This window comes from uncultured Marixanthomonas sp., from assembly GCF_963974425.1.
Lineage (GTDB): Bacteria > Bacteroidota > Bacteroidia > Flavobacteriales > Flavobacteriaceae > Marixanthomonas.
On sequence record NZ_CAXBCK010000009.1, the window covers coordinates 36,528 to 62,366 of the forward strand.

General features: G+C 32.8%; 23 protein-coding genes and 1 tRNA gene. 13 read left to right on the top strand and 11 right to left on the bottom strand.

Features of this window, described 5'->3' with window-relative positions; genetic code table 11:
• Window positions 1–24 precede the first annotated feature (24 nt).
• The gene (locus AACZ92_RS03775; RefSeq protein WP_339697291.1) at window positions 25–525 is read left to right on the top strand and encodes a phosphoribosyltransferase family protein; all 501 of its coding nucleotides are present in this window, start codon (window positions 25–27) and stop codon (window positions 523–525) included.
• Here the strand turns inward: AACZ92_RS03775 and AACZ92_RS03780 are convergent.
• A complete protein-coding gene (locus AACZ92_RS03780) occupies window positions 517–1,038 on the bottom strand; it encodes a shikimate kinase (RefSeq protein WP_339697293.1) in 522 nt (173 codons plus the stop codon). The two genes, AACZ92_RS03775 and AACZ92_RS03780, sit on opposite strands and share 9 nt — an antisense overlap.
• A gap of 162 nt (window positions 1,039–1,200) precedes the next feature.
• Between AACZ92_RS03780 and AACZ92_RS03785 the strand changes: the two genes are divergently transcribed.
• The 3 genes from AACZ92_RS03785 to AACZ92_RS03795 all read left to right on the top strand — a co-directional run bounded on the left by AACZ92_RS03785 (window position 1,201) and on the right by AACZ92_RS03795 (window position 2,903).
• Window positions 1,201–1,273: transfer RNA gene (locus AACZ92_RS03785), tRNA-Lys, on the top strand.
• A 131-nt stretch (window positions 1,274–1,404) separates the two neighbouring features.
• Window positions 1,405–2,577, top strand: a complete 1,173-nt coding sequence (locus tag AACZ92_RS03790) for a tyrosine-type recombinase/integrase (RefSeq protein WP_339697295.1) — start codon at window positions 1,405–1,407, stop codon at window positions 2,575–2,577.
• Window positions 2,578–2,708: 131 nt separating this feature from the next.
• Window positions 2,709–2,903: a hypothetical protein gene (locus AACZ92_RS03795; protein ID WP_339697297.1), complete on the top strand. Its 195-nt coding sequence runs from the start codon at window positions 2,709–2,711 to the stop codon at window positions 2,901–2,903.
• A 224-nt stretch (window positions 2,904–3,127) separates the two neighbouring features.
• Here AACZ92_RS03795 and dnaE read toward each other — a convergent pair whose 3' ends face one another.
• The 9 genes from dnaE to sbnA form a co-directional block, all read right to left on the bottom strand.
• Window positions 3,128–6,115 (bottom strand): DNA polymerase III subunit alpha, encoded by a 2,988-nt coding sequence (dnaE, locus tag AACZ92_RS03800; protein WP_339697299.1) that lies wholly within the window; start codon window positions 6,113–6,115, stop codon window positions 3,128–3,130.
• On the bottom strand, window positions 6,115–7,329 hold the full coding sequence (dinB, locus tag AACZ92_RS03805; protein WP_339697301.1) for a DNA polymerase IV: 1,215 nt from the start codon (window positions 7,327–7,329) through the stop codon (window positions 6,115–6,117). The genes dnaE and dinB overlap by 1 nt, the downstream gene beginning before the upstream one ends.
• Window positions 7,322–8,722, bottom strand: a complete 1,401-nt coding sequence (locus AACZ92_RS03810) for an exonuclease domain-containing protein (protein WP_339697303.1) — start codon at window positions 8,720–8,722, stop codon at window positions 7,322–7,324. Before AACZ92_RS03810 ends, dinB begins: the two co-directional genes overlap by 8 nt.
• A gap of 285 nt (window positions 8,723–9,007) precedes the next feature.
• The gene (locus AACZ92_RS03815) at window positions 9,008–9,460 is read right to left on the bottom strand and encodes a PA2169 family four-helix-bundle protein (RefSeq protein WP_339697305.1); all 453 of its coding nucleotides are present in this window, start codon (window positions 9,458–9,460) and stop codon (window positions 9,008–9,010) included.
• Between the two features lie 11 nt (window positions 9,461–9,471).
• Window positions 9,472–9,630, bottom strand: coding sequence for a hypothetical protein (locus AACZ92_RS03820; RefSeq protein WP_339697307.1), 159 nt, complete (start codon window positions 9,628–9,630; stop codon window positions 9,472–9,474).
• Between the two features lie 247 nt (window positions 9,631–9,877).
• Complete coding sequence (locus AACZ92_RS03825) at window positions 9,878–10,888, bottom strand: AraC family transcriptional regulator (protein ID WP_339697309.1); 1,011 nt, start codon at window positions 10,886–10,888, stop codon at window positions 9,878–9,880.
• Complete coding sequence (locus AACZ92_RS03830) at window positions 10,888–12,345, bottom strand: Y4yA family PLP-dependent enzyme (RefSeq protein WP_339697311.1); 1,458 nt, start codon at window positions 12,343–12,345, stop codon at window positions 10,888–10,890. The genes AACZ92_RS03825 and AACZ92_RS03830 overlap by 1 nt, the downstream gene beginning before the upstream one ends.
• Window positions 12,335–14,116, bottom strand: a complete 1,782-nt coding sequence (locus AACZ92_RS03835) for an FAD/NAD(P)-binding protein (RefSeq protein ID WP_339697313.1) — start codon at window positions 14,114–14,116, stop codon at window positions 12,335–12,337. The genes AACZ92_RS03830 and AACZ92_RS03835 overlap by 11 nt, the downstream gene beginning before the upstream one ends.
• Complete coding sequence (sbnA, locus tag AACZ92_RS03840) at window positions 14,106–15,107, bottom strand: 2,3-diaminopropionate biosynthesis protein SbnA (RefSeq protein ID WP_339697315.1); 1,002 nt, start codon at window positions 15,105–15,107, stop codon at window positions 14,106–14,108. Before sbnA ends, AACZ92_RS03835 begins: the two co-directional genes overlap by 11 nt.
• Window positions 15,108–15,617: 510 nt before the next feature.
• Here sbnA and AACZ92_RS03845 point away from each other — a divergent pair.
• From AACZ92_RS03845 to ligD, 5 genes are all read left to right on the top strand, one after another.
• On the top strand, window positions 15,618–17,408 hold the full coding sequence (locus AACZ92_RS03845; RefSeq protein WP_339697317.1) for a mechanosensitive ion channel domain-containing protein: 1,791 nt from the start codon (window positions 15,618–15,620) through the stop codon (window positions 17,406–17,408).
• 174 nt (window positions 17,409–17,582) lie between these two features.
• Window positions 17,583–18,104 (top strand): YetF domain-containing protein, encoded by a 522-nt coding sequence (locus AACZ92_RS03850; RefSeq protein WP_339697320.1) that lies wholly within the window; start codon window positions 17,583–17,585, stop codon window positions 18,102–18,104.
• 62 nt (window positions 18,105–18,166) lie between these two features.
• Window positions 18,167–18,898 carry an SDR family oxidoreductase gene (locus AACZ92_RS03855; protein ID WP_339697322.1) on the top strand — a complete coding sequence of 244 codons (732 nt, stop codon included), beginning with the start codon at window positions 18,167–18,169 and terminating at the stop codon, window positions 18,896–18,898.
• Between the two features lie 126 nt (window positions 18,899–19,024).
• On the top strand, window positions 19,025–19,801 hold the full coding sequence (locus AACZ92_RS03860) for a Ku protein (RefSeq protein WP_339697324.1): 777 nt from the start codon (window positions 19,025–19,027) through the stop codon (window positions 19,799–19,801).
• A 1-nt stretch (window position 19,802) separates the two neighbouring features.
• A complete protein-coding gene (ligD, locus tag AACZ92_RS03865) occupies window positions 19,803–22,256 on the top strand; it encodes a DNA ligase D (RefSeq protein ID WP_339697326.1) in 2,454 nt (817 codons plus the stop codon).
• A gap of 7 nt (window positions 22,257–22,263) precedes the next feature.
• Here the strand turns inward: ligD and AACZ92_RS03870 are convergent, their stop codons facing one another.
• Complete coding sequence (locus tag AACZ92_RS03870; protein WP_339697328.1) at window positions 22,264–22,701, bottom strand: hypothetical protein; 438 nt, start codon at window positions 22,699–22,701, stop codon at window positions 22,264–22,266.
• Between the two features lie 420 nt (window positions 22,702–23,121).
• Here AACZ92_RS03870 and AACZ92_RS03875 point away from each other — a divergent pair, with 420 nt between their 5' ends.
• The 4 genes from AACZ92_RS03875 to AACZ92_RS03890 all read left to right on the top strand — a co-directional run bounded on the left by AACZ92_RS03875 (window position 23,122) and on the right by AACZ92_RS03890 (window position 24,689).
• Window positions 23,122–23,463: a hypothetical protein gene (locus AACZ92_RS03875; RefSeq protein ID WP_339697330.1), complete on the top strand. Its 342-nt coding sequence runs from the start codon at window positions 23,122–23,124 to the stop codon at window positions 23,461–23,463.
• Window positions 23,438–23,650: a YetF domain-containing protein gene (locus AACZ92_RS03880; protein ID WP_339697332.1), complete on the top strand. Its 213-nt coding sequence runs from the start codon at window positions 23,438–23,440 to the stop codon at window positions 23,648–23,650. Before AACZ92_RS03875 ends, AACZ92_RS03880 begins: the two co-directional genes overlap by 26 nt.
• Before the next feature lie 159 nt (window positions 23,651–23,809).
• A complete protein-coding gene (locus AACZ92_RS03885; protein ID WP_339697334.1) occupies window positions 23,810–24,343 on the top strand; it encodes a hypothetical protein in 534 nt (177 codons plus the stop codon).
• A gap of 70 nt (window positions 24,344–24,413) precedes the next feature.
• Window positions 24,414–24,689 carry a SemiSWEET transporter gene (locus tag AACZ92_RS03890; protein ID WP_339697336.1) on the top strand — a complete coding sequence of 92 codons (276 nt, stop codon included), beginning with the start codon at window positions 24,414–24,416 and terminating at the stop codon, window positions 24,687–24,689.
• Window positions 24,690–25,839: the final 1,150 nt, after the last annotated feature.

Here is a 25,839-nt window from a genome sequence, read left to right on the forward strand (position 1 = left end):
TCTTTGAATAAAGTACTATTTCATATGCAAGAACAGATTGTTATCCTTACTAAAAAGCAAATAGATCACAAGATCAAAAGAATAGCCTATCAAGTCTATGAAACTAATGTAAATGAAAAAGAGGTTATCATTGCGGGTATACAGAGTAACGGTTATACCCTTGCTAAAAAACTAAAAAACGCTGTTGAAAAAATTTCACCTATAAAAGTTACTCTTTGTGAAGTAACTATCAATAAAAAGAGACCTACAGATGCAATTGAAACATCCTTGTTAAAACAAGACTACACAAATAAATCTTTATTATTGGTAGATGATGTTTTACACTCTGGAACTACACTTGTTTATGGGGTAAAGCATTTTCTAGAGGTTCCACTTAAACAGTTTAAAACAGCAGTGTTAGTTGATAGAAACCATAAAAAGTATCCAGTTAAGGCAGATTTTAAAGGTATTTCTCTTTCTACTTCACTTAATGAAAATGTGGTCGTGATTTTTGAAAAAAATAAAGATCGAGCGATTTTAGAGTAGTTTTAAAATTATTTCTTCTACAACTTCTGAAACATCTTTATCATCTACTGAAATAACTAAAGCAGCTTTGTTGTAGACAAACGATCGCTCAAAAAGATGTTTTCTAATAAAATCTTGAAGGTTTTCTTTTGATTCTAGATGCGAAATTAATGGCCGTTTTTCTTTTTCGGCATACAAACGCTCTGTCAACACATCTAAAGAAGCTTTTAAATAAATTGGCACCACATTATCAGTTTCAGTTAAATAATCCATTATAGTGCCATAACAAGGTGTTCCTCCACCGGTAGAAAGTACAAGCTTATTTTTTTTTGAAAGAAGGTTTCGTAAAACCTCATTTTCTTTCTTTCTGAAATAAATTTCACCTTTTTCAGAAAAAATAGCTGTTATTTTCTTTTCTTCTACTTTTTCAATTTCAGAATCTAAATCTTTAAAAGTATAACTTAATTTCTTAGATAGTGCTTTTCCAATGGTAGATTTACCACTTCCCATATACCCAATTAGTACAATTTTCATAAAAATTAATTTCGGTTTTTATTGATTTTCAAAGGCTTTAAAAATTAGTTCAAATTTAATTGAAAATCTTTTGGATAGATAAAATAAATGATAGTATATTTGCACCCGCTAAGGCAAACAAATGCAATGGCACTTTAAAAGTAACATTTTAAAGAAAAGAATGACCTGATAGCTCAGTTGGTAGAGCATCTCCCTTTTAAGGAGAGGGTCCTGGGTTCGAGCCCCAGTCAGGTCACAAAGCCGAAAGATACGTAAACAGTGTTTTTCGGCTTTTTTCTTTTCCATTATTACCTATACTATTTAACTAACGTTAATAAAATAGATAATAACATGGCAAACAAGATTATTCTACCAAATGGGTGTTCTATGAGCACCCCATCAGTAAATCCCAAAAATTGGAAATCAGGAGGTGCTAAGCTTCTAAAAAAGAATTGGCAAATTCAATATTACTTCTATCCCAAAAATAGCAAAAAGCCAAAATTGGTTGCTTTAAAGGGAATGAATCATATTAAAAACCTAAAGGGAAGAAGGTTTTTAACTGAAAATTTAATAGAGGATGAAATTGATAATAATAAAATGGGATATAATCCCATCGAAAAAAAATACATACACCCTGCTGATGAGAATACCGATCTACACCCATATTTAGATTTTATATCTGCATTTCGGCTTGCTGTCACGAAAATCCAATGTTCAGAAAAGCACCGTAAACAAATGGGTTGGTGTATTGATCGCCTTGAAAAGAAAGTGGTTAGATTAAGGTTACAGCGAGTGATTATAAGTGATTTAAAAAGAAGACAATTAAAACAGCTACTTGAAGCATGCAATCTTCCAGATAATTATTATAACAAATTTCTATCATTTCTATCAAGAATATTTGGTGAACTTGTCGAATATGAATGTTGTGAAACTAATTTAGTACGTGATATTAGAAAACGGAAAATAACTAAAACACAAAGAGACATATTATCCTCCGAGGATCACAAAGCTATAATGAAGTACCTAAAAGCCAACCATTATGAGTTTTGGCGATATGCAAGAATATTTCTTTTCTCAGGTGCTAGGACTACCGAGCTTTTTCGTGTTCAGGTTAAAGACGTTAATATTGAGAAACAAGAATATCATACAACTATATTAAAAGGTAATCAACCCAAAGAGGTCACAAAGGTAATACTACAGGATGTTATACCGCTTTGGGAAGAAGTGATTAAAGGTGCAAAACCTGATGATTATATATTTTCTCGTGGTTTGAAACATGGTAAAAAGTCTATAAGACCATATCAAATAACAAGACGATGGTTACGTTTAGTTAAAAAATCAGATAAGATCAAAAATTTAAACGGTAACACCATTAATGTTACTGCTGATTTTTATTCTCTTAAACACTCATTCCTTGACTCATTACCTCTAGATGTAGCTAGGCAAATAGCTTCCCATACCAACTCTAAGACCACTGAACTGTATCGAGTAAATTCGGAGAAAAGAAAACGAGAACAATTAAAAAATTTGAATCTAGAGAATAATGACTTTAGTAATTAGAAACATACTAATGACAAAAGATTAAGTTGAACTGAAGACCATTCGATATTTCTAATCTAGAAAAAAAGTTACATCCGCTCTAAAAAATTCCCTTTACTATTAAAACGATTTTATAATAAAAAAAATAAAAAATGAATTTACAATCAAAATTAGATGAAATTGAAGTATTTGCAAGCCTAATTATTAATGACATAGAATTGTTGAAAAGGGAAATTGAAAAAGAAGAGGCCGAAAAAGATAAAAAGTCTAAAGAAGGAGTCGATAAACATTCATATGATTTACTAGTAAAGGCAAGAGCTAAGCGTGCTAAATCTAGACTGTTATAACCTTTAAAACAAAGGAAGAAAACTTTCTAATTAAAACTTAAACCCCAGCAATTATTTGTTGGGTTTTTTTGTAGCATTTATAGACCAAGCTCTATTCGTGATACAAAAAACTGGTGTTCCAGAAACATAAATACTACGATTAGGGTGTATTAAATATACCCACCCTATATTTAATACACTATTTCGATATAAAACCGATATTAGCTAAGTAAGATTCACGAAAATTAAATTACTAAATTCTTATCCGAATTATTCACATTGGAAAGTCTCGGATCGGACAACAATTTTTGAAATTTTATAAATTCAACGATAATAGAATAATAACCTAAGTCATTAACAACTTTACCTGATATCAAATAAACTCCATTAGCACGCACAGCATATTTTTGTGCTATATTCGGAAAGTGAACAGTATCAAATATAGTTCCCTTAAAATCAATAAAGGTTCCAAAATTCATACGATCACCTTTAGCAGTATTGGTTCCTTTTATAGTGATCAATTTACCAAAAATAGTAATTCGCTTATTCTCATACAGCGGAATGTCTTTGGCCAAAATATTCTTTACAACATCCTTTTCAATTAAATTAAAATATCCCTCTAATGGAAAACCAATCAACTCCATCTCATCGTAGGCATCTATTAGGTTGTTTGTGATAATTTCAGGTAATTTAAAACTAACATGTTTAGGGTGGAATAGTTTTGGTGCAGAAATATCGCTTTGTTTTTTTAAAGCTTTTAAATGCGCTTCCCACATAATTTGATGCTTATCCAGTTTTGTAAACCGAAAAGCATCTATTCTAATTAAAATTATCAACTGTTCTAGGCTTATGGGAACCCTATCAATAAAATCATCAAAGCTTTTAAAAATACCATAGGCACTTCGCGATTCCAAAACTTTTTGAATGGCTCTACTCTCTAAATCCTTAATTAATTGAAACCCTAAGTAAATAGTTTTATTTTGAATTATTGTTTCTAAAAAACTATTGTTAACACAGGGTTTTTCAACAATACCTCCCTGCATTATTATTTCTTGTACATATGTTTCTATAGAATAAAAGCCACCCCCGTTGTTTAATACGGCTACCATAAATTCAAGTGGGAAGTATTTTTTAAGATATAAGCTTTGGTAGCTTTCAACTGCATAAGAAGCAGAGTGTCCCTTAGCAAAAGCATACCCCGCAAAGGCACTTACCTGATCCCAAATTTCCTCGATTAGTTTTTTAGGGTATCCTTTTGTAATACAATTATCTTTAAACTTTTTTTCAATTGCTCTAATCTCTTTATTAGATCGGGACTTACCACTCATTCCTCTACGTAGAATATCTGCTTCACCCAAATCCAAACCTGCAAAATAATGAGCAACTTTTAATACATCCTCTTGGTAGACCATGACACCATAGGTTTCTTTTAATATCTTCAACAAAACAGGATGTCCATTTTTCCGTTTTTCAGGAAACTTATGTCTGAGAATATATTCATCTTTCATACCTCCATTGGATACTCCAGGGCGGATAATGGAGCTGGCAGCAACAAGTCCAAGATAGTCTTGAGTTTCTAATTTGGTCATTAAAACCCGCATGGCGGGTGATTCCACATAAAACACCCCCATACAATCACCTATTTTCAGCATATTGTTTATAGCAGGATCCCTCTTAAATTTGGATACAGTATCAATATCGGCCACTTTAGCGTCTGGTTGATTATAGGCAATGATCTCCAAGCATTCCTTTATTTTTGAAAGTCCTCTTTGGGCTAAAATGTCGAATTTAAAGATACCCACATCTTCAGCAATGTTCATATCAATTTGAACAGTTTGAAAACCCTTTGGGGGCATAAAGGTAGCTGTATAGTAATTGATTGGTTTATTAGTGATTAATATCCCACCCGAATGAACACTCAGATAATTTGGAAATCCCTGAATAAGTTTTCCGTATTTGACAATTAATTGAATGTACTCATCATTTTTAGTATCCGTATTGTTTCCCTTTAAAAAACTGTCAATCTCTGCTTTTGGTAACCCAAATACTTTTCCTAATTCCCGAACGACAGCTCTGAATTTAAAGGTAACATAGGTACCCATTAGGGCTGTGTTTTTAAATCGATTAAAAATATAATGAGTTATATCATCCCTATCCCGCCATGAGAAATCAAGATCAAAATCTGGTGGGGACGATCTATATACATTTATAAAACGTTCAAAATAAAGATCCAATTCTATAGGGTCTACATTGGTAATACCAATAATATACGCTACGATGCTGTTTGCGCCACTACCCCGCCCTATATATGGATAGTTTTTGGATTTTGCATATTGCAGTAAATCCCAGTTTATCAAAAAATAAGAAACGAAATCCATTTCTTTTATGGCCTTCAACTCCTTCTCTATTCTTTGAAAGACGATGCTGTCTGCATTGGGATATCGATATGCTATATTATCGAAAACCAATTTTCGCAAGTAGGTATAATCTTCTTGTTTATTAGCTAAGTAGCATTCTTGATTTTGGTTTTCACGTTTACTATTGAATGAAAAGTGAACATTGGAATTTTCAAGAAGATAGTTGGTGTTTTCTATTGCTTTGGGAAATGATTCAAAAACAGAAAGCAGTTCATCTTTTGAAATCATTTTGTCTGTTTTTGAGCCTTGCTCCGTTTCTGGCAACTTGCTCAATAAAATGTTCAAATCAATAGCCCGTAGCAACCGATGGGCATTGTAATCGTTTTGGTTTCTGAAGGATACAGGTTGTTGAATTACTAAATTATCGTAATGCTTGTAACGAGAGAACAAAAGCTTCCGTACGGAAACAATAGATATCCCTATAAACTCGTTCGCAAAAAATTCTTTCTTCTCTAATTCCAATACTTTCTCAAAAGGATATATAACAAAACAGCTTCTCAGTTTGGGGCATAGTTCTGGAAAGTCTTTTTTTTGATGAAGGTGCTCAGTAAGAAATGCATTGATATTCTGAAACCCAATATTGTCTTTTGCTATAACTACATACTCCTGTTTTGTACCGTTTCTAAAATCTACCCCAACCGAAACATCGATATTATAATTTGGAGCATTTTTTATAATACTCAAGCAAGCCGATGTAGAATTAATATCGGTCAGTGCCAATTGTTTTATATGGTTTTCTTGCGCTAATTCTAAAAGTTTAATTTCAGAAAAAGTGCCATAACGAAGCGAATAATATGTGTGACAATTGGTATACATTATTGTTTTCTATGAGCCAGTAAAATTGGTGGTTCCCCATTAAAAGGGTTGCGGTTACTGCGAATCGATTTTACTTCCATTGTAGAAGCGCGCATCACTGTATTACTGCCGTAGCGATTGCGTATATTGTCTAATGAGGCATACAGGTTTAATCTTTTTAAATTATCGTCGAAGAGATCAATTTGATAATGTCCGCTAACTAGATGGGAAAAATTGACCCCTATCAAGCGTATTAACACCCTTCTATTGTACAGTTTTTTAAATAGGTCATGGATTAAGGGGATAAGCACATGATCCGCACTGGTATATGGAATTTTCATTTGTTTAGAATAGGTACTGAAATCTGAATACCTAATTTTTACGGAAACGCAGGAGGTCAGTTTATTTCCTTGACGTAATTGATAGGCTAAGTTTTCACCCATGGCACTGAGACAAGACTCAATCTTTTTAACATCAATAGTATCCTTGTTAAAAGTACGCTCATTAGAAATTGACTTCCTTTCATTATACTGAATTACGGGCGAGCTGTCAATTCCATTAGCTCTATTCCATATGATTCTACCATTTTTACCCAATACCGAAACAACCATTTCTAAAGGCATATTCTGTAATGTTTTTATGTGGTGGACACCTAGATTTCTTAGCTTTTGGGCAGTTACCTTTCCTACCATCGGAATTTTCCGTATTGATAAAGGGGCTAAAAAATCTTTCTCATAACCAATATCTATTTTTATTTGGTTATTTGGTTTGGCCTCGCCAGTGGCAACTTTTGAAACCACTTTGTTTTGGGATAACCCAAAGGATATGGGCAATCCCGTTTCTTTAATAACTGTTTCTCGTATTTGTTTTGAAAATTTATAATTTCCAAAAAAACGATCCATCCCGGTTAAATCTGCATAAAACTCATCAACGCTTGTTTTCTCAAATACGGGAACTTCATTTTTAATAATATCGGTCACCATATCGGAATATTTCATATATGTTCCAGCATCTCCGCGAATCACAATTGCTTGTGGACATAATTGTCTAGCCATTTTCATGGCCATCCCCGAATGCACACCAAAACGACGGGTTTCATAGCTACATGCGGCAACCACGCCCCTATCTCCAGTACCTCCAACAAGGACCGGTTTTTTATTAAGCTTAGAGTCTAATAGCCGTTCAACTGATACAAAGAAAGTATCTAGGTCTAGGTGCAAAATTGATTTATTCACTCAGCACCTCCTTCTCAAATTGAACTACATTTTTGTATGGATTTTTTTTGAAGTAACTTCTAATAATTTGACTGGTATGATAGGTATGATGCATGGGAGAAAGAAAATTCTCTATTTCTTCTACATTAGAGAAACCTTCCCTTTCATCCACAAAACCGAAGCCCCGATATCTTCCTTCCTTTATTAGTACAATGGATTTTTCATCGCTATTTCTTCCGTTGCCATAAATAATATAGGTGGGTTTGTCATCATTTAAGTGGTCTATCGCTGCACCCACCTTTTTGTTATAATCTTCTATTTCTTCCGTCCCATCACAAATACCTTCACAATTATTTATTTTATAGTGTGAGCATACCTCAACGTTACTCTGCAAACCACAATAACGAGGGCATAAATTATATGTCTCACATATATATTCCAGCCGTTCGCGTGCCAGTGTTCTATTATAGAATGTCATTAAGGAATCATCCGCAGCCTTAGTTTTAGTGATGGCCAATTGAATAATGTTTCGTTGGTTTTTATATGAAATGATTTCATAAGAGCTTTGAGGTCTTTTTTGCGCTCTGTTAAACTTAGGATAGTATTTCTTGATTAATTCCGATTCCAATAAAAGGGCGGTAAGCTCATTTCCCGTTTCCTCATGCTCAATAAAGAATGTTTCTTGACACATTAAATACCCCTTATTCTTTTTATTGTAGATATGGGACAAAACCCTTTTCTTTATATTCTTAGCTTTTCCCACATATATCACTTTTTGATCTTTATTCTTAAAAAGATAGATTCCTGCGGAATTGGGCAAATCCAATATCTGTTTTGAATTTAAGTGCGGTGGTAAAGAAGCCTCCTTTGACCTAGGGTTTAAAAATTGATTGAAAACTTCATAGTTTTCATCCAAACTCATCAATCTCTGAAATAAAATTACCGTAGCATTGGTATCCCCTTCTGCTCTATGTCTGTTTTCAATGGGTATATTGATTGAACTGCAAATGCGACCCAAGCTATAACTTAAAAGATGGGGAATTAATTTTCTTGACAAACGAACCGTACATAGCTTCTTTCTGTCAAATTCCATTCCCAATCTGCGGAATTCATTTCGTATTACATTATAATCGAAATGGACATTGTGGGCAACGAAAATGGTATTTTCAGTAATTTTTTGAATTTCTTCAGCCACTTCATAAAATAGTGGTGCACCTTCCACCGTTTCATTGGATATGCCTGTTAACGCTGTAATATGGTGAGGAATTATCTTTTCAGGATTTATAAGTGTGGTGTACTTATCTAAAATTTCACCATTTTGCAGGATGACAATACAAATTTCAGTTATCCTATTACCTCGCATCCCACCGCCTGTAGTTTCTACATCGACAATGGAGAAAATTCTATCTTCCATTAGTTTATTTATTTACTACAAAAGTATAAAATAAAATCACTTATAGGAAATGTTCCATAAAATGGATTAATTCCAAATTACAAATATTATATCAAATTTTCAGTAAATCTCTTTTAAACTAACCCATTAGTTTTATCTTACTATTTCCCTCAAATAAGAATGCACCCAACAAAATCTAGGTTGGACATTTAATGTAGATGATTGAATTAAATTATAGATGCTGACCAAAAAAAATCCATTCTTTCAGAACGGATTTTTCATTTGTACAAAAGAGTTAATGATTCGCTATTTAATATCTTCCAAAGTTTTTACTTTTTGCAGCGTTTTCTCTAATTTAAGCTTTTGTTCTGACACAACATCCATCAACTCTTTGGACAGGTCCGTATAATCGGCCAAAACTTCTTTATACTCTTCTCTTGCTATTCTATCTCCACGCATACATTCCTCTAAAATTGATTCATCGTCATCTGCAGATAACGCAGCTTTAACTTTTAGCCAACCTCTATGCACCGCACCCGCTACACTTCCATCGGTATCTAAATCAACATCAGGATGATAAGCTCTAAGTTTAACGGAAAGTTCATTAGCAAAAGCCTCCCGTTCTTTGGATTGTTTTTTTAAAAAAGTTTTCAATTGATTTGATTCCGCGTGATCCGCTGCCTCTCTAAAACCTTTAGCGGCATCATTATTTTTTTCTATCAAGTCGTTAACTTTCTTACACATTTTTGATTCGCTCATAATTTCAAATTTTATTTAGATTTCTTTTTCTTTTTATTAGTGTCTATCTTCAGCCCATCTTTGGTAGAATTATCATGCTCACTATGCATATTTTTGCTACTGCGTGGAGTATGTGCTCCTGAACTGTTTGCTTCATTTTTCTTCTCCTTATTTTTTTCATCTTTACTCATAGTAATTAATTTTTTTAATTAAAATTTTATATTTTCATTTATAACTATCTGAGAAATACAGATAGCATAACAAAATCAAGATAATTAAAAACACTATTACTTGTTAACACCATTCAAATGATGTATAACAGTATAGACACAAAGTAAATTTCTATAGACAGAAGGCCTATTGATCTTATAAGGATTTATACTTCACTCTAAAAAAGAAATTTTTGAGAATTGAAATATTAAATTGTATAGAATAGATTTAACTTCTCTTTTCGTATTCTGAAGGTAGGACACCAAAATATTTTTTAAATGTCTTAGAGAAATAGCTTTTGCTGTTAATACCTATTGACTCGGCAATTTGTCCAGCATTTAAATCGGTAGATTTTAATAATACAGAGGCTTTTTGCATACGTTGGTGTGTTATAAATTCATTTACTGTAGCATCAAAGAGAAATCTGAAGCCAGCTTGTAGTTTGTTTGGGTTTAATCCAGAGTCTCGAGATAAATCTTCAATTCTTAAAACATCATTTAAATTTTCTTTGATATAACTAGCGGTTTCCCGAATTCTTCGCAAATCACCTTGCCTAAGTAGCTTTCTCTCTGAGCCTATTTTTAGATCATCTTCGAAAAGGCCAATTTGCTTAATAAAAATTTCCAACGCCTTTCCTTCTAAAAACAGTTTTCGAACCATCATCTCATTTTCGTGATCTTTTAAAGAAGAGATTAACTGTTGAAAAGCAACAGTGTAATATCCCTCGTGATAAAAACCTGTAGATGCATTGGTATCTAAAAAAAGATTTTTGAGTTTATTGTTCAGTTGCGATAGTTCACATTTCATTTCAGCAAAAAATTGTTTACGATCAATTTCAAGACTTAAAATATGAGTATGTAAATTTGATTTAAATTTTAATATATGACCATTGTGATCTTGGCTTGCCACAATAGCACATTCATATTTTTCTAATGTGTGAATATTTTCTTCATTTAAGAAACGGTGTGTTAATTGACCTTCCGCAGTGTACACATATTTTACTGGATGAATATCGTTTTTGGTAAATCTAATTTCAGTGTTTTCAATAAAAGTGCAATCATAAATTATTATTCCAAATCCATTCTTAAAGTTAATTCCTCGAATAGTACCTTCACCAAAAGAGTGTGGAATATTCACTATATACTCCTCACATTGTTCTGTGAAATCTGTACCTAAGGATTCTGATATTTCCCTAATAACATCTTTGAAGGGTAATGATTTTACTTTGATACTTTTCATTACAAATATATATGGTTGGTTTCTAGGTTATTTTCGTCCCGAAAAAAATCAACTATCTGTGTACTTCTAGTATAGTCTTTTAAAAATATATTTTGAGAAAGTTTGAATAAATGTGCTTCCGTCTCAAAAAAGTGCATCATATAACCCGCTGTATTAATAAAAGTAACAATATCTCCTACTTCAGGTAGTTTTGGTAACTTTATCTTTCTTTTTAAAATAAAATCCCTTTCTAGACAATAGGCGCCTGTAAAAAAAACAGCAACCGATTCTTTATCAATATCTGGTTTAGCATATGTCATTTTAGGCTCTAAAAGAAAATCTGCACTAGAGCTTGTCATTTGGGTCATATTCATTTCAAGGCCTATTAAGATGTTTCCATCAGCATCTTTCTTTCTATGAGCTACTTTAGCCATGGTAATGCCTACCTGATCAAGTAAGCTGCGGCCTGGTTCTAAGCGTAATTCTATATTTAAATCTTTTAATCGTTTCCAAACCGGCTCATTTTGGCTACCCATAACATCCAATATGTTTTTTATAAAGGTAGTTTTAAATATTTGATTGTAATAGGGATAAGTAGCCAGTTGTCCCTCTATCTTTCCATCTCGTTGTACAAACCCCAACCCATTATTATTATATGTGATTGGATTTCGTTTTTCTAAGATAGCTTTTTTTAATTCTTCTTGAAACGTTTTCCATTGGTCACTATCTTTAAGGTAATTGATCAAAATACCACCGCCAATGTCAATAAAATTGAGTTTAAAATTATAAGTTTTTAGATTTTCAATTAAATCTAAAGTTTGATGAATAGCAACTCCGCGTTGCTGTGTATTATACCCGTCCAAATGAAAATGAAAGCCAGTGAATTTGATACATTTTTTCACTTCTTCAGGCTCAAAAAATTTTAAAATAAAATCGCTAACTGTATCAATATCAAAACCAAATCTACTTTTTAGTTTTTGACTGTTATATTCAAATCCGCTAATTCTCAAACCTATAATTGCTTGTTTGTTTTCTTCTTTACAGATAGCATAAATTAGGTCTGCTTCGTCTTTATTATCTATTATAATCAAGACCTCATGCTGAATAGCGAGCCGTAATAATTTCGTGTTTTTAATTGCAGCGGTAAGCACTAAATCTTCAGGGTTAATATTCAGATCTAAACACTGTTTAAGTTCAGCATAACTAGCGGTATCGACCCCAATTCCACTTTCAAAAGCGACCGTTGCTAGTGTACTACACTTATTGGCTTTACGTGCATAAAATACTTTACTTTTAAAATCATATTGTTTTAAGAAGGCTGTATATTCCGTGATATTCTTTTGAAAGGAGCGGATATGATGAATATTTAAAGGAGAATTATAAGTATCTAATAATTCGTTTTGTAATTCAAAATCACTAGTTAAAGTATCTATCCAAGGTGAAGTAATTGGTTCCAATGTAGGAATATTATTTTTCATAAATAGGAGTTTGTTTGTTTTGTTGTATCAACTCAGCCACATTATTAGCCCATAGCGAAGCAGTATCATTTCGCTTTCGCGATAAACTATCATTATCAAATAAAAACCCTTCTGTTGGCGTTCCATAAAGGGTTATATTAATATCCATATTTCCGTATGTATCTATTGGGTTTCCATTGCTATTGCAAATTAAAGTATTGGCATAATTATATTTAGAGGCCGTTCTATTAAATGTGAATATGGATTTTGCTTGATTTTTAGTAAAAAGTACAGAGTCATTTTTATTATAACCTCTGGGAATTCGAGCATCAATCATTACATGAAATATCTCCGACTTTTCATTGCGTGTTAACTTACTAATTTTACCAGATTCCTCAATTTGAGGGTTTTTTGCAAACGAAAAATCTAAAATCCCCTGTTCCGCTATGGCAAGCATCTTTTTTATATTACTCATAGGAGGGCCATAAGAAATACGATTAAATAGCGAAAAATAATGATTTAAAAATGTTGCTTTCGAAGATGATGTTAGCCGGTTATTTGAATAAAGTATATTGAAATCATCACTTATATTTTTCCATACGGTAGCTGCGGCTACAAGTGAACTATTACTTGTTTGTATCTCGTTTAACCAACCTTTCCAATATACCTGTAACTGAAGGTTTAAAAAATTGCTATCAAAATCCGGATATAATAAATCTGAGGGTTTAAACTCTTGTACCGTGGGATGTTTTAAATGAAAATTAGCTATATCTAATTCTATATGATTAAACTGTTGTTTCAAATTAAGGCTTTCACCATACTTTTTAAATGTTTGAAAATAATATTCACAGACCATATCTTGCTTAATAATTGGAAGTAAGTCTGTTTCGAAATCAAGTAGCTTTGATGACGATGTATTATTTTCTACAAATTTTTTAAAAAAGAAACTTTGTTGCGATACAGTCTGAGAATAATTTCTAGGAATTATTGGATTTCCAGAAATTGAGAATGGATAAATTTTTAAAGGCTCTTTGCCTGACGTATGGAAAGACATCTTCCCTTTATTATCAGTGTAAAATGTTCCACCCCTACCTTCTGTTAATGCCAAAATAGCATCAATAGCAGTTAACCCTAGGCCTTTACAAGCTACAACAGAATTAGGTTTAATAGAATTCAATTTTCTATCTACGGGATAAATAAATGGAATAGTATCTTTTTTATCTTTTATACTATTAATCTTGCTTGTTATGCTTGGGGAATGCCCCGTGGTAATTAAAAGAGAAGAAAAATGAGGACTTTTAAAATGTGGGTCTAGCGTTTGAAGAAGGTAGTGATCTTCAAATTTGACAATTGACTTCACCTCTGTAACGTGCTTATGGATTTTTAGGTTATTCGAGCTACAAAAACACAGCTTTTTGAAGTAGTGAAATAAATACTTTCCCACTTCTGCTCTTGCAGCTATATTAAAATTTTCATCTTCTATAGCAGTTTGATTTTTATCAGCTTGCCATTCAGAAAAAGATTTAATAGGACAAATTTCAGGAGGATTGTTATGAGGTTTTAAAGAAATAAATTTATTTGGATAGTTCATTTTCAAAAAATCGGGTTGACTAGGATCATAAATCCATCCTGATCCAAATAATTTTGAAATATTGAACAGATGAATGTGTATTGTATCACATTCGATTGCGTGAAGATTTGCCAATAAACGTTCAAAACCATATAGTCCTTTCGGCCCCATTCCAATAATACCAATATGTACAGCGTTTTGTTCCATTGGCTTAAAGCTCATATACGTCTTTTATTCCAAAATGTTTTTTTCTCCACTCTGGGTTGTAGATAGTCTCGATATAACGTTCACCTCTGTCACATAAAATAACCGCTACATTACTCCCAGAGGGTAATTCGGGTGCAATTTGTAACATAGCAGAAATTACGGCTCCTGATGATCCCCCTGCGAGTATGCTTTCTTCTTTAAGTAGTTGATAACATCCTTTAATGCATCCCCAATCAGTAATATGAACGACCCTATCAACAACACCCTTCTTTAAAAATCTTGAAGGTAGTCCAGCACCGTGTCCAGGGATCAATCGCTTTTTAGACGCCTGACCAAATAAAACACTTCCTTCCGCATCAACAGCAATAAGTTTTGTAGATAAGTTATGTTCTTCAATAAAATCAGCACACCCCATTAAAGTTCCACAAGTACTCGTTGCCACAAGTAGATAATCCAGTGGACCCACTTTGGCTTCCATTATTTCAGCCATGGTTTGGTGATGAGCTTTGGGATTGGCTTCATTAGCATATTGATTCGTCCAAAAAGTATTCGGTTTCTCATTCAAAATTTCTTTTACTCTTTTCAAACGAGCCCCTAAAAACCCTCCCTCTTTCAACGGTGTTGAAATTTTTTCAATATTGACACCATATGCTTTTAAAATTTTGAGGGTTTGACTATTTGTTTTCGGATCCACCACTATTGTTAATGAAATTTTGAAATAGGAACAAACTTGGGCTAACCCTATAGCCATATTCCCACTACTACTTTCCACCACGGTTGTATCAGCATTTATAGTCCCCTCAATAAGACCTTTTTTTATAATTGAATATGCTGTTCTATCCTTGATACTGCCTCCAGGATTTGACATTTCCAATTTTCCATACACCGAAATCCCAGTTATATTAGATATTCTCGATAAATTAACCATAGGAGTCTTACCAATCGTTTCTAAAATAGAGTTAGAAACATCAAATTTTAAAATTTTTGAATTAGCCACAACTTTCATAATTCATTAAGGTTACGAGATTCACGCGACATAATACGTAGTCTTCTAAGAGCAGATTTCTTTGAGCGATTTTTTTTTCTAACTGCTATTATTTTGTAAAGACCGAGCCCTAGAACTAGCGCTGAAACTATAGTAAAAAACTTACGATTTTTTCTCATTATCTGAAATTTGCTAAGCTAAGTTAGTTTTTAAAACGACTGCGGGCAAAGATATTAGAGACTTTTAACATTACAATCTGGGATATATTAGATTGTGTGATATGCATTAAAAATTGTAGGTTTTTTGCTAAAAAGGTTTAAACCAGAAAATTATTTTTGCAAAAATTGACTGGATTATTTGGTATATTGCATTATTCCTAAAGCGTAATTCAATAATCAAATATTGGTTTACTCATAGCTAGCGTTTATAATTATTATTTAGTGGTCCCTTTTTACAAAAATGTAAACTGTTTTTTCAATTTTATTTAAAGAAAAAAGCACCACAAAGCTTATAAATTTTAAAATTGATTATTTGAGAATAATAAACATACCCATAGCAATTATAGAACATCTTCCACTTAGAGCAATTATAAAAACTTTTTTTTTAGTTTTTTTCTTTTATATAAATGGAATAGGATGGCATAGTTTACATGCTCAAGCTACTACCAAAACCGTCTCACCAAAGAAAGAAAACACTATAGTAAATAATATTGATAATGATGTAGAATCCATTCAAGAGGTTAAGAAAAATTATTACGTTATTAATCGTAAAAATAAGTTTCAAAGCCAGGTTAACATATCTGTCAATAGAGAAACACCACAAGCTTGTCTTGAAAATTTTATTTTAAGTGTCCGAAATAAAGATTATCTAAAAGCTTCACAATCTCTTAATTTAAATTTATTACCAGATGCTATTACCGAAGATCAAGTAAAAGAGTTGGTCAATAAACTTTATATCGTAATCAATCAAAATATTCGCATTGATTGGGATAAATTGCCAGATAGGCCTGATGGGCAGATGGATGGTAGTACATCGCAAAGCAAGGTCGTTTCTAGAAAAACAAATAAAAATATTTCTTTCGGAAACCTTAACTTAGATGAGATAGATGTTGAATTACGTCTTCAACGTGTTAAATATAAAGATAATACGCCATATTGGGTTATATCTGCTAATACAGTAGAAAATATCGATGCGCTTTACGCCAATTATGGCCCTACTCAAATTGTGCAGTTGATTCCGGATTGGGGATTAGAAAATAAATTTTTAGACATTCCTATTTGGAAAATCATTGGTTTCCTTATTTCATTGGCTATAGCTTATGCGTTTGGTTGGCTCACTATTTTTATTTTACGTAGAATATTTGGACGTTCTAGTTGGGAGTGGATTTCTTCCATATCCTTTAGATTGGCTTTACCAGCCTCAGGCTTCATTGCCATGCTCATATTCTACCTTCTTATCTATAATTTCATTTCATTTGATGGAAATTTTGCCAATGGCTTAAATACAACTCTTTTAATAATTACCGTAGCTTTTGGAACTTGGTTCGTTATGAGGTTTATGGATGCCTTTATGTCTTATCTAGCCCAAAACAAAACAGAGAATATCTATGATGAGGAAAATTTAGAATCTCGGAGAACCCTTACCCATTTATCAGTAGCAAGACGAGTAGTTACGTTTATAATTTTACTAGTAGGATTGGGTATCATATTATCTCAATTTGAAAGTCTCAAGAACTTAGGTGTATCCCTTTTTGCATCAGCTGGAGTTGCGACGATAATTATTGGTATTGCTGCTCAAAGTACCTTAGGGAATATTATTGCGGGGATTCAAATAGCAGTTACTAAACCTGCTCAAATTGGTGATTTAGTCATTTTTAAAGATCAATGGGGTCACGTTGAAGATCTTGGTTTTGTTTTTATGGTTGTTAAAACATGGGATGAGAGAAGATTGGTTATACCCTTAAAGAGCGTTATTTCCAATTCATTCGAAAATTGGTCTATGCGGGGCTCCAGCCAAATTAGATCCATCGATATTTATACTGATTATAGAGTTAACGTTCAAAAAATACGTAAGGAGTTTGAGAAGCTATTAAAAAATTCTTCCGATTGGGATGGAAATACACCGCCATCTGTTCAAGTTATAGAGTCAACGGATAAGGCTATAAAAATAAGAGCACTTTGCAGTGCTAAAGATCCCTTCACGGCCTGGGATCTACAGTGTGATTTGAGAGAAAAATTAATAACTTACATCTGTGAGTTAGAGAAAGGAATAGGATTAACTAAAACTAGAGTCGCTATAGAGAATCGAAATGAAAACAACTGACTAACAAGAAGTTTTATTAGTTGTAATTTCTTTTAGAAATAAAATTTCTAAAAATTAGCACATATTAAAATTATAATTACCAATAGAGTTCAATAATACCGACTAAGAATACGTATACTAACCGGATACAATTGTACTCATTCTAAAATTTTTATAGACTAAAATTAACTATTTATGGAAAACTGGATTACTGTAACCCCCGAAACCTTAGGAAAAGTTATAATTACAATTTTACTCATTTTTACTTGTATTATCGTTATTACACGCATTGCTGGTTTAAGAACATTTGCAAAAATGTCTAGTTTTGATTTTGCTTCCACCATTGCTATTGGATCTATACTTGCTTCAATTGTTTTAAATAGTGATCAATCGCTTGTTAAAGGCGCTATTGCCTTAGGTGGTATTATCGCTTTTCAATCGCTTTTTGCGTTATTAGTTCGTAAATCAGATCGTTTTAAAAAGCTAGCTACTAATAACCCCATCTTACTTATGAAAAAAGGAGAAATAATCTATGAAAATTTAAAAGCAACCAACATGGGCGAAGATGACCTTATTGCCAAACTACGCGAAGCGAATGTTTTTAATTTAAAAGAGGTACACGCGGCTATTTTAGAATCTACTGGAGACGTTTCTATTTTACATACTAGCGGCAACAAACAAGTACAAGATAAAATACTTCAAGGAGTGCAAGAATAAAAAATAAAAGTTGTCTATAATCTAAAACAACAGAGATTAATTTAATGTAAATCTATTTGCTTATGAAATTAACAGATAAAGTAGCAGTTATTACCGGAGCGACTGGTGGTATTGGCAGCGCCATTGCCCATGCTCTTTCTAGAGAAGGGTGTCGATTAGTGATTACAGGACGAGATGTCGATGCACTAAAAAAATTACAGCAGAAACTAGCATCCGAAACTTACATAGTAGAAATGGATGTCTCGGACGGCCAGAGTGTTAACGTGGGTTTTAAAATTATCTATAAAAAGATTAAGCAAATAGATATATTAATAAATGCCGCCGGTGTAATGCCACTCACCTATCTTAAAAATAGACATCTTGAAGAATGGTTGGAAACAATCGATGTAAATGTGAAAGGCTGTTTACGAATGATTGATGGTGTTCTACCCGCTATGAAAGAACAGAAGCGTGGACACATTATTAATATTGCTTCTGTTGACGGAAAAGAATTATACAAAGGGGGCGCGGTTTACGGTGCTTCCAAAGCAGCTTTGATTGCCTTGTCACGAGCTATGCGCATGGAACTTTCCCCAGAGTTCGGCATAAAGGTCACTTCGGTTGAACCCGGCACCGTGGGCACCAATTTAAGGAAGGATATCACCGATACAGAATTATTGAATGATAAAGATTATAGCGACGATGAACCAAAACTAAAGGCAACCGACATTGCCCGTGCGGTTTTATATGCTATTAGTGAACCCGCCGGAGTAAACATAAACGAATTATTGATTAAGCCCACTCGAAAGTCTTAGTTTTTAAATAAAAAGTCTATTTTATTTAAAACTTCATCCTGTTACCTTCTATATTTTAGTTTTTAATTAAGAACTAATCCCGATTTTCCTTATTAATTTTAAGTTCACCCTTAAACAAAAAATAATATGAGATCAATATGGAATGGTTCGGTAAGCTTTGGATTGGTTTCAATACCTATTAAATTATTTTCAGCTTCAGAAGACCGAAAAATAGATTTAGATATGCTAGATCGCCATGATAACGCACGTATCAGGTACAAAAGGATTAATGAAGATACCGGAAAAGAAGTAGCTTGGAAAGATATTGTTAAGGGTTACAAAATGGACGATGAATATGTTGTCTTAGAAAAGGAAGATTTTGAGATTGCCAATATGAAAAAAAGTAAGACGATCGATATAGAAGAATTTGTAGCAGAGAAAGAAGTATCAGATTTATTATTTAAAAAACCTTATTTTCTTCAGCCCCAAAAAGATGGGGAAAAGTCCTATAACTTATTACGCAACGCTCTAAAAAAAACCAAGAAGTTAGGTATCGCAACATTTGTTATGAGGCAAAAAGAACACTTGAGCTTAATTGGAGTCTATGAAAACACATTGGTACTTCACGTGATTCGGTTTGCTGATGAAATTAGAGATCCCTCTGAGTTAAAAATACCTAAAAGCAAGGTCTCTAAGAAAGAGATTGATATGGCTTTATCACTTATTGATAATTATACTGCTAAATTTGAATTGGATAAATACGAAGATGTATATAATGACCAATTAATGAAAATTATAGAACGTAAAAAGTCAGGAAAGAAAGTAAAACCTAAAAAGCACAAATCAGAACCTACGAAAGCCACAGATCTTATGGCCAAATTAAAGGCTAGTTTGGAAGCCAAAAAGAAATCAAAAGCTTCCTAATATGTCTTTGGACGATTATAATGCTAAAAGGAACTTCAAAAAAACGAATGAACCTGAAGGCGAAACAAATAGTGACGACCTAAATCGCTTTGTTATTCAACGTCATGAGGCTAGTCATTTGCACTATGATATCCGCCTGGAACATAATGGGGTATTAAAGAGTTGGGCAGTGCCCAAAGGACCTTCTATGAATTCTGCTGATAAACGATTGGCTATCCATACTGAAGATCACCCCGTCTCCTATCTCTTTTTTGAAGGGGTTATTCCTAAAGGTAATTATGGAGCGGGCAAAATGAGTATATGGGATTCTGGTACCTATACATTATACAAAGGTTCTTCCTTTAATTCGCAGTATAAAAAAGGTGACTTAAAATTAACGTTTAAAGGCTCCAAGTTAAAAGGGCAGTTCGCATTAGTAAAAACGGAGCACGGTGACAAACAAAACCAATGGTTACTTATAAAGAAAAAAGATCCATTTGCCACTGAGCTTATGTATGACCCAGAAGAATCTCAGCCAAAAGAATATGCATCCGCAACAAAAACAAATAAAACTATTTCCCTCAATAGTCAAATTAAACCCATGCTAGCCACAAATGGCTCCTCCATTTTTAATAATCCTAACTATATTTTTGAATTGAAATGGGATGGATATCGTTTACTATCAAATGTCAACAATGGAGAGGTAGAAATTTATTCGAGAAATGGAATAGTTTATAACAGTAAATTCCAAAAAATTGTAGAAGAACTACAACAAATACCTCATAATTGTATTCTTGATGGAGAACTGGTCGTAGTGGACACAAACGGAAAGCCTGACTTTTCTAAACTTCAAAATTATACTCCACGACAACCAGAAGGCACCTTACGCTATTATGTTTTTGACCTGCTGTATTTAAACGGTTATGCTACTACTTCCTTGACCTTGTTAGAGCGAAAAAGCCTATTACCGGAATTACTTGAGGACCTAGAGAGCATCTATTATTGTGATCACATCGACGGAATGGGAATCACATTATATAATAAAGCCCTAGAGGAAGGTTTGGAAGGGGTAATGGCAAAAGAAAAAAATAGTGATTATACCCCTAATTATCGAACGGACCAGTGGTTAAAAATAAAACATGTCCACACCGATGAATTTATAATCTGTGGGTTTACCATCACAAAAAAAGATTCCCTGTTTGGTTCTTTATTATTAGGCTCTCGAAAAGATGGTACCCTTAGATATGTTGGGAATTGTGGTACAGGGTATTCCACTACAAAACAAAAAGAAATACTGGAAATCTTACAACGATTTATAATAGATGATTCGCCTTTTTCTGAAGAAATAAATCTGAAAGGACGAACTCCTCAATGGGTATCTCCCTATATATATTGTGAAGTATCCTTTACCGAATATACTAAAAATGAACTTTTAAGACATCCTGTTTTCAAACGGTTACGTCTCGACAAAAGCTCCATAGAGGCTGTTAATGAAATACAAGGCAAACGTACTTTTCCTAATCCAACAAGCAATAAGGACATTAAAAGAAAAGGTGAACGACCTCCAAGATCGGGTACGGATGTACTCACTGTAAATAGTATTCCAGTGCCCATCTCTAATCTAGACAAAGTCTATTGGCCCAAGTCGGGTTATAGAAAATATGATTTAATCGATTACTACCTTCAAATCTCTGAAACTATACTACCATATTTAAAGAACCGTCCTCAAAATTTACATCGGCATCCTAACGGGATTGAAGGCGATTCATTTTATCAAAAAGATAGTGAGAATTTACCAGATTGGATCGAGTCATTTAAACAGTATTCTAAGTCTTCTAATAAAAATATTGATTATTTATTATGTCAGAATGAAGCAACCTTACTTTATATGGCTAATTTAGGATGTATCGAATTAAATCCGTGGAATTCTCAGATAACTCATATAGAACATCCAGATTATGCTATCCTGGATCTAGATCCTTCACCTAATAATACGTTTGAACAAATAATAGAAGTAGCCCAGGCCGTCAAAGCAGTTTTGGATAACGCAGGTATAAACGGTTATATTAAAACCTCAGGCAGTAGAGGACTCCATATCTTTATTCCTTTAGGGGGGCAATATAGTTATTCAGAAACTCGCAACTTCGCAAAATTATTGTGTTATTTTGTTATTGATTTGGTGCCCTCTTTAGCCACGATTGAACGAACCAAAACAAAACGTGATGGAAAGATATATCTTGATTACTTACAGAATGGACGAGGACAAACTATCGCTTCAGCCTATTGCGTACGTCCGGTTTCAGAGGCTTGTGTCTCCACCCCGCTTTTATGGAAGGAAGTGAAATCGGGTTTGAAAATAGATGAATATACCATTAAAACCGTTCCAGAACGCTTAAAAAAGCTAGGGGATATATTCGAACCTATACTTAAAGAAGAGATAGATATGAAAAGCGTAATTGATACCTTAAACGCTTAATATATTGCTACATTAAAAGTACCATCGTAATACCAAAAATTATATGGGCGAATATTAAATGCAGATAATATTTTTTTCTTTCAACTGAAGGCGGATGGGGATGTATTATGAATCCCAATTGCCAAAAGCAAACTCCAATCACCCCAGCGATAGAACCGAAGATAATCCCAGATACTAACGTAATAGGTATATTGAAAATATGTCTGCAAAAATTAAATATAACAACTAAAAAAATCCCAATTAAAACGTGTATGACCCATCCTAATACATGTTCTTTTCCTATTTTAAAAGGTTGAGAAGGTATTCTTCTAATAAATAAGTTTATCAATTGAGGTTCTTTCATATTGCTATGAGTAAAATAAGAAACGCCATAGCTAAATGCTGTCATAGTAAGTGTGGCTAATACTCCAATTGAGATAACTGAAAATAAGATTGTCATAATCATTAAATTGGTGGATTAAAAATAACTTATTTTTTTATAAATAACGATATCTAATTATTCCAATAAAATGATTGGTATGTAATTAAACATTCCACATTCAAAAAATTATAAACTTCCCTTAAAAACTCTAAATGATATCCTAAATCACTGCTTTATATACTTTTAAATAGTTAGCTTTAAAACACTTAACAGAAAACATAGACATTATGAGAACTCTATATGCTACTTTAACAGTGATATTTTTGTTCATTGGATTGGTAAGTCAGTTTTATTTTAATCATACCCCGTTAAACGCATTTTATTTTCTTACAGTGCTATTCGGAATTTTATCCATAATATGGAATAAATCGCCCGAGTATTATCGGAGACATTCCAAATAAACTCCTTTTTTAATTTCAGTTAAATACAATAAAACAGACACCTATGGAAAAATGGTTTGCTACTGATTTTATAACCCTTACCGCAATTGCCATTACTACCGTGGTTATTTATGCTATTGTAATTCTATATACACGCATCTTCGGTAAACGAAGTTTTTCAAAAATGTCGAGTTTTGATTTTGCTATGACCGTGGCCGTAGGTTCATTAATTGCTACAACCATTCTATCGCATTCTGTATCTTTATTGGAAGGGATGTTCGGTTGCTTTATGATTTTTGCTATGCAGATGTTGGCTGCTCTTTCGCGACGCTGGAAACCCTTTAGAAAAGCCATTGACAACAGTCCCTTACTTATTATTAATGGATGGCTCACTTATCTTAGATGATAATTTAAGAAAGGCTCGGGTATCGGAAGGAGATTTGCGCTCGAAATTAAGGGAAGCTAATATTTTATCCCTCTCTGAGGTTAAAGCTGTCATCTTTGAGACTACTGGTGATATTATTGTTATTCATTCTAAAAATGCCGAGGCTCAAGTAGCTGAATGGCTATTAACGGATGTTAAACGTAAATAAAATGTATGCACTGTTCATAAACCTATTGTATAAAAAAAGCCTTAGGTACCCATATCAGTTTACTCAGAGATATCCATTTGCAACGGATTGTATTATGGCTATGGTAACTACTGAAATAAACAATCAAGCTATAAATAATAACCAAAATATTTCTTATACATGAAAGATTTTTTAAATAAAAATAAACGCCCGTTGTTTGGTGGGCTAATAGCAACACTTTTCATCGGAATAGGAGTTTTTTTTCTAGGCAATTTATCAGGATATGAAGCCAAAAAATTAATAAGTACTTCTCTATCTGGCATTAATATGCTTTGCAATACCATTGTTCTGGCCTCAGCAACTATTTTAGCACTATTGCTTACACTTTTGGGTATAAGCACGGGCACAAAATCTAAATTGAAAAATGCTCATTATAAACAGGTGTTATCCATTGCCAAATTTGATACTATTTTATTTGTAGGCGCATTACTACTCTTTCAACTTTTTAATATTCCTATCACCGAAGCAGACAATGTGCCTACAGCGTGGTATGACATAATCTATTGGACAACGTTGTTTTTTTCGTCCGTTTTAAGCGGGATGATGATTACAGTTATTTTAATGTTATATACCACCGTAACCAATATTATAAATATAGTAGGTCTGGGAAAGGATCATTACTTAATTAATGATGAAAAGAAAGACAAAGATTAGACATATTTCTTAATAATTAAAGGGGTGATTTTCAAAAAAATTTAAAATACTAGGTCTATAACTTTGATATATGGACGCTATAACTCTGTTAGGCTTATTTGCAGGCATATGCACCACTTCGGCTGTAGTACCCCAACTAATTCGAGCTTGGAAAACAAAAAAAGTAGAGGACGTTTCTCCCATTATGTTTGCAATTCTTTTATTAGGAGTAAGTCTTTGGGTTGTATATGGTGTTTTAAAAGATGATTTAGCCATCATAGTTACTAACGGTCTATCTTTAATTTTAAATATGAGCATGCTTTATCTAATGGTTTGTTATAGAGGGAAAAAATTGTATCTTTTTTAGTTTCTAAGGGTAATTAAATTGAGCAAACCAAATTGAAATAGAGGTTGAAATTAAAAAAACCAGAACTTCTGTGAATTCACAGAAGTTCTGGTTTTTTACCAATTCCTTCATTAAGTATAGTTTATAGAATTTTTGTAAGTGAGTTTTTAATAAAATTTTCCATTTTTTGGGTTTTAGCTAATTTTTCCAAGAAATCAAATAAAATTTTGAATATATCTACAATGTTTTTTTATTTCCTTCTTATCAAGCACCAGAATATTTAGTTGGCCTTTCTTTCTCGTTTTAATTTTAATCAATAACAAGTCCATCTTTTACTTAGTTGAGGTGTGTTCTAGACACAGTCACATCCACTATTTAATCCAGATATTTTATGACTGTGATCGGAAAAGCTCTTAACAGTAGTAATGTCAATTTTGTTTGTTTATTTTATTTCTTCACCGTTTAGATGTTTTTTAATAATGTCTTATCTAATAAAGGTTCCATAATGAAGTTGTTAAATATATTATACAACTTTTAAAAGTGGTTTAACTAAAGGTAACCCTTCTATTCAAAAAAATACAAGTAACATAGTGTTTAAATTAACTATGAAGGCATTTTCAGACACTGAACGAAAATCTACTTTGGAAATCCTGGAACTTTATTAGGAATTTTTCTAGAGCATGTCAATATAGAAATCAAATAAATTATGTAATGTAACTTTAGTAGGAATCAGGAAGTTGAGAAATACCAGATTAAAATAAATGAAGATTGACATCAAAAAAACCAGAACTTCTGTGAATTCACAGAAGTTCTGGTTTTATACTTTTTTAATGTCGTAAACTGTATTGTTTATAGTACATAAGAAGAATTTTTATAAAATTCAAACAGATTTTTGAGTATAGTTATAATCTTTTTTATTTCCTTCTTATCAAGTACTAGTTCTTTTCATCTTCTATTTGATCTTCAATATCCTTATATTTAGTTGGTGTTTCTTGCCCGTTTTAATTTATATCAACAATTTATGCGTCTTATACTTAGTTGAGATGTGTTCTAAACGCAGTCACATCACCGCGATTTAATCCATATCTTTTATGATCGTAATCGGAAAAGCTCTATACATTAGTAATATTATTTTTCATGATGATTTTATTTCATCCCCATTTAGAGATTT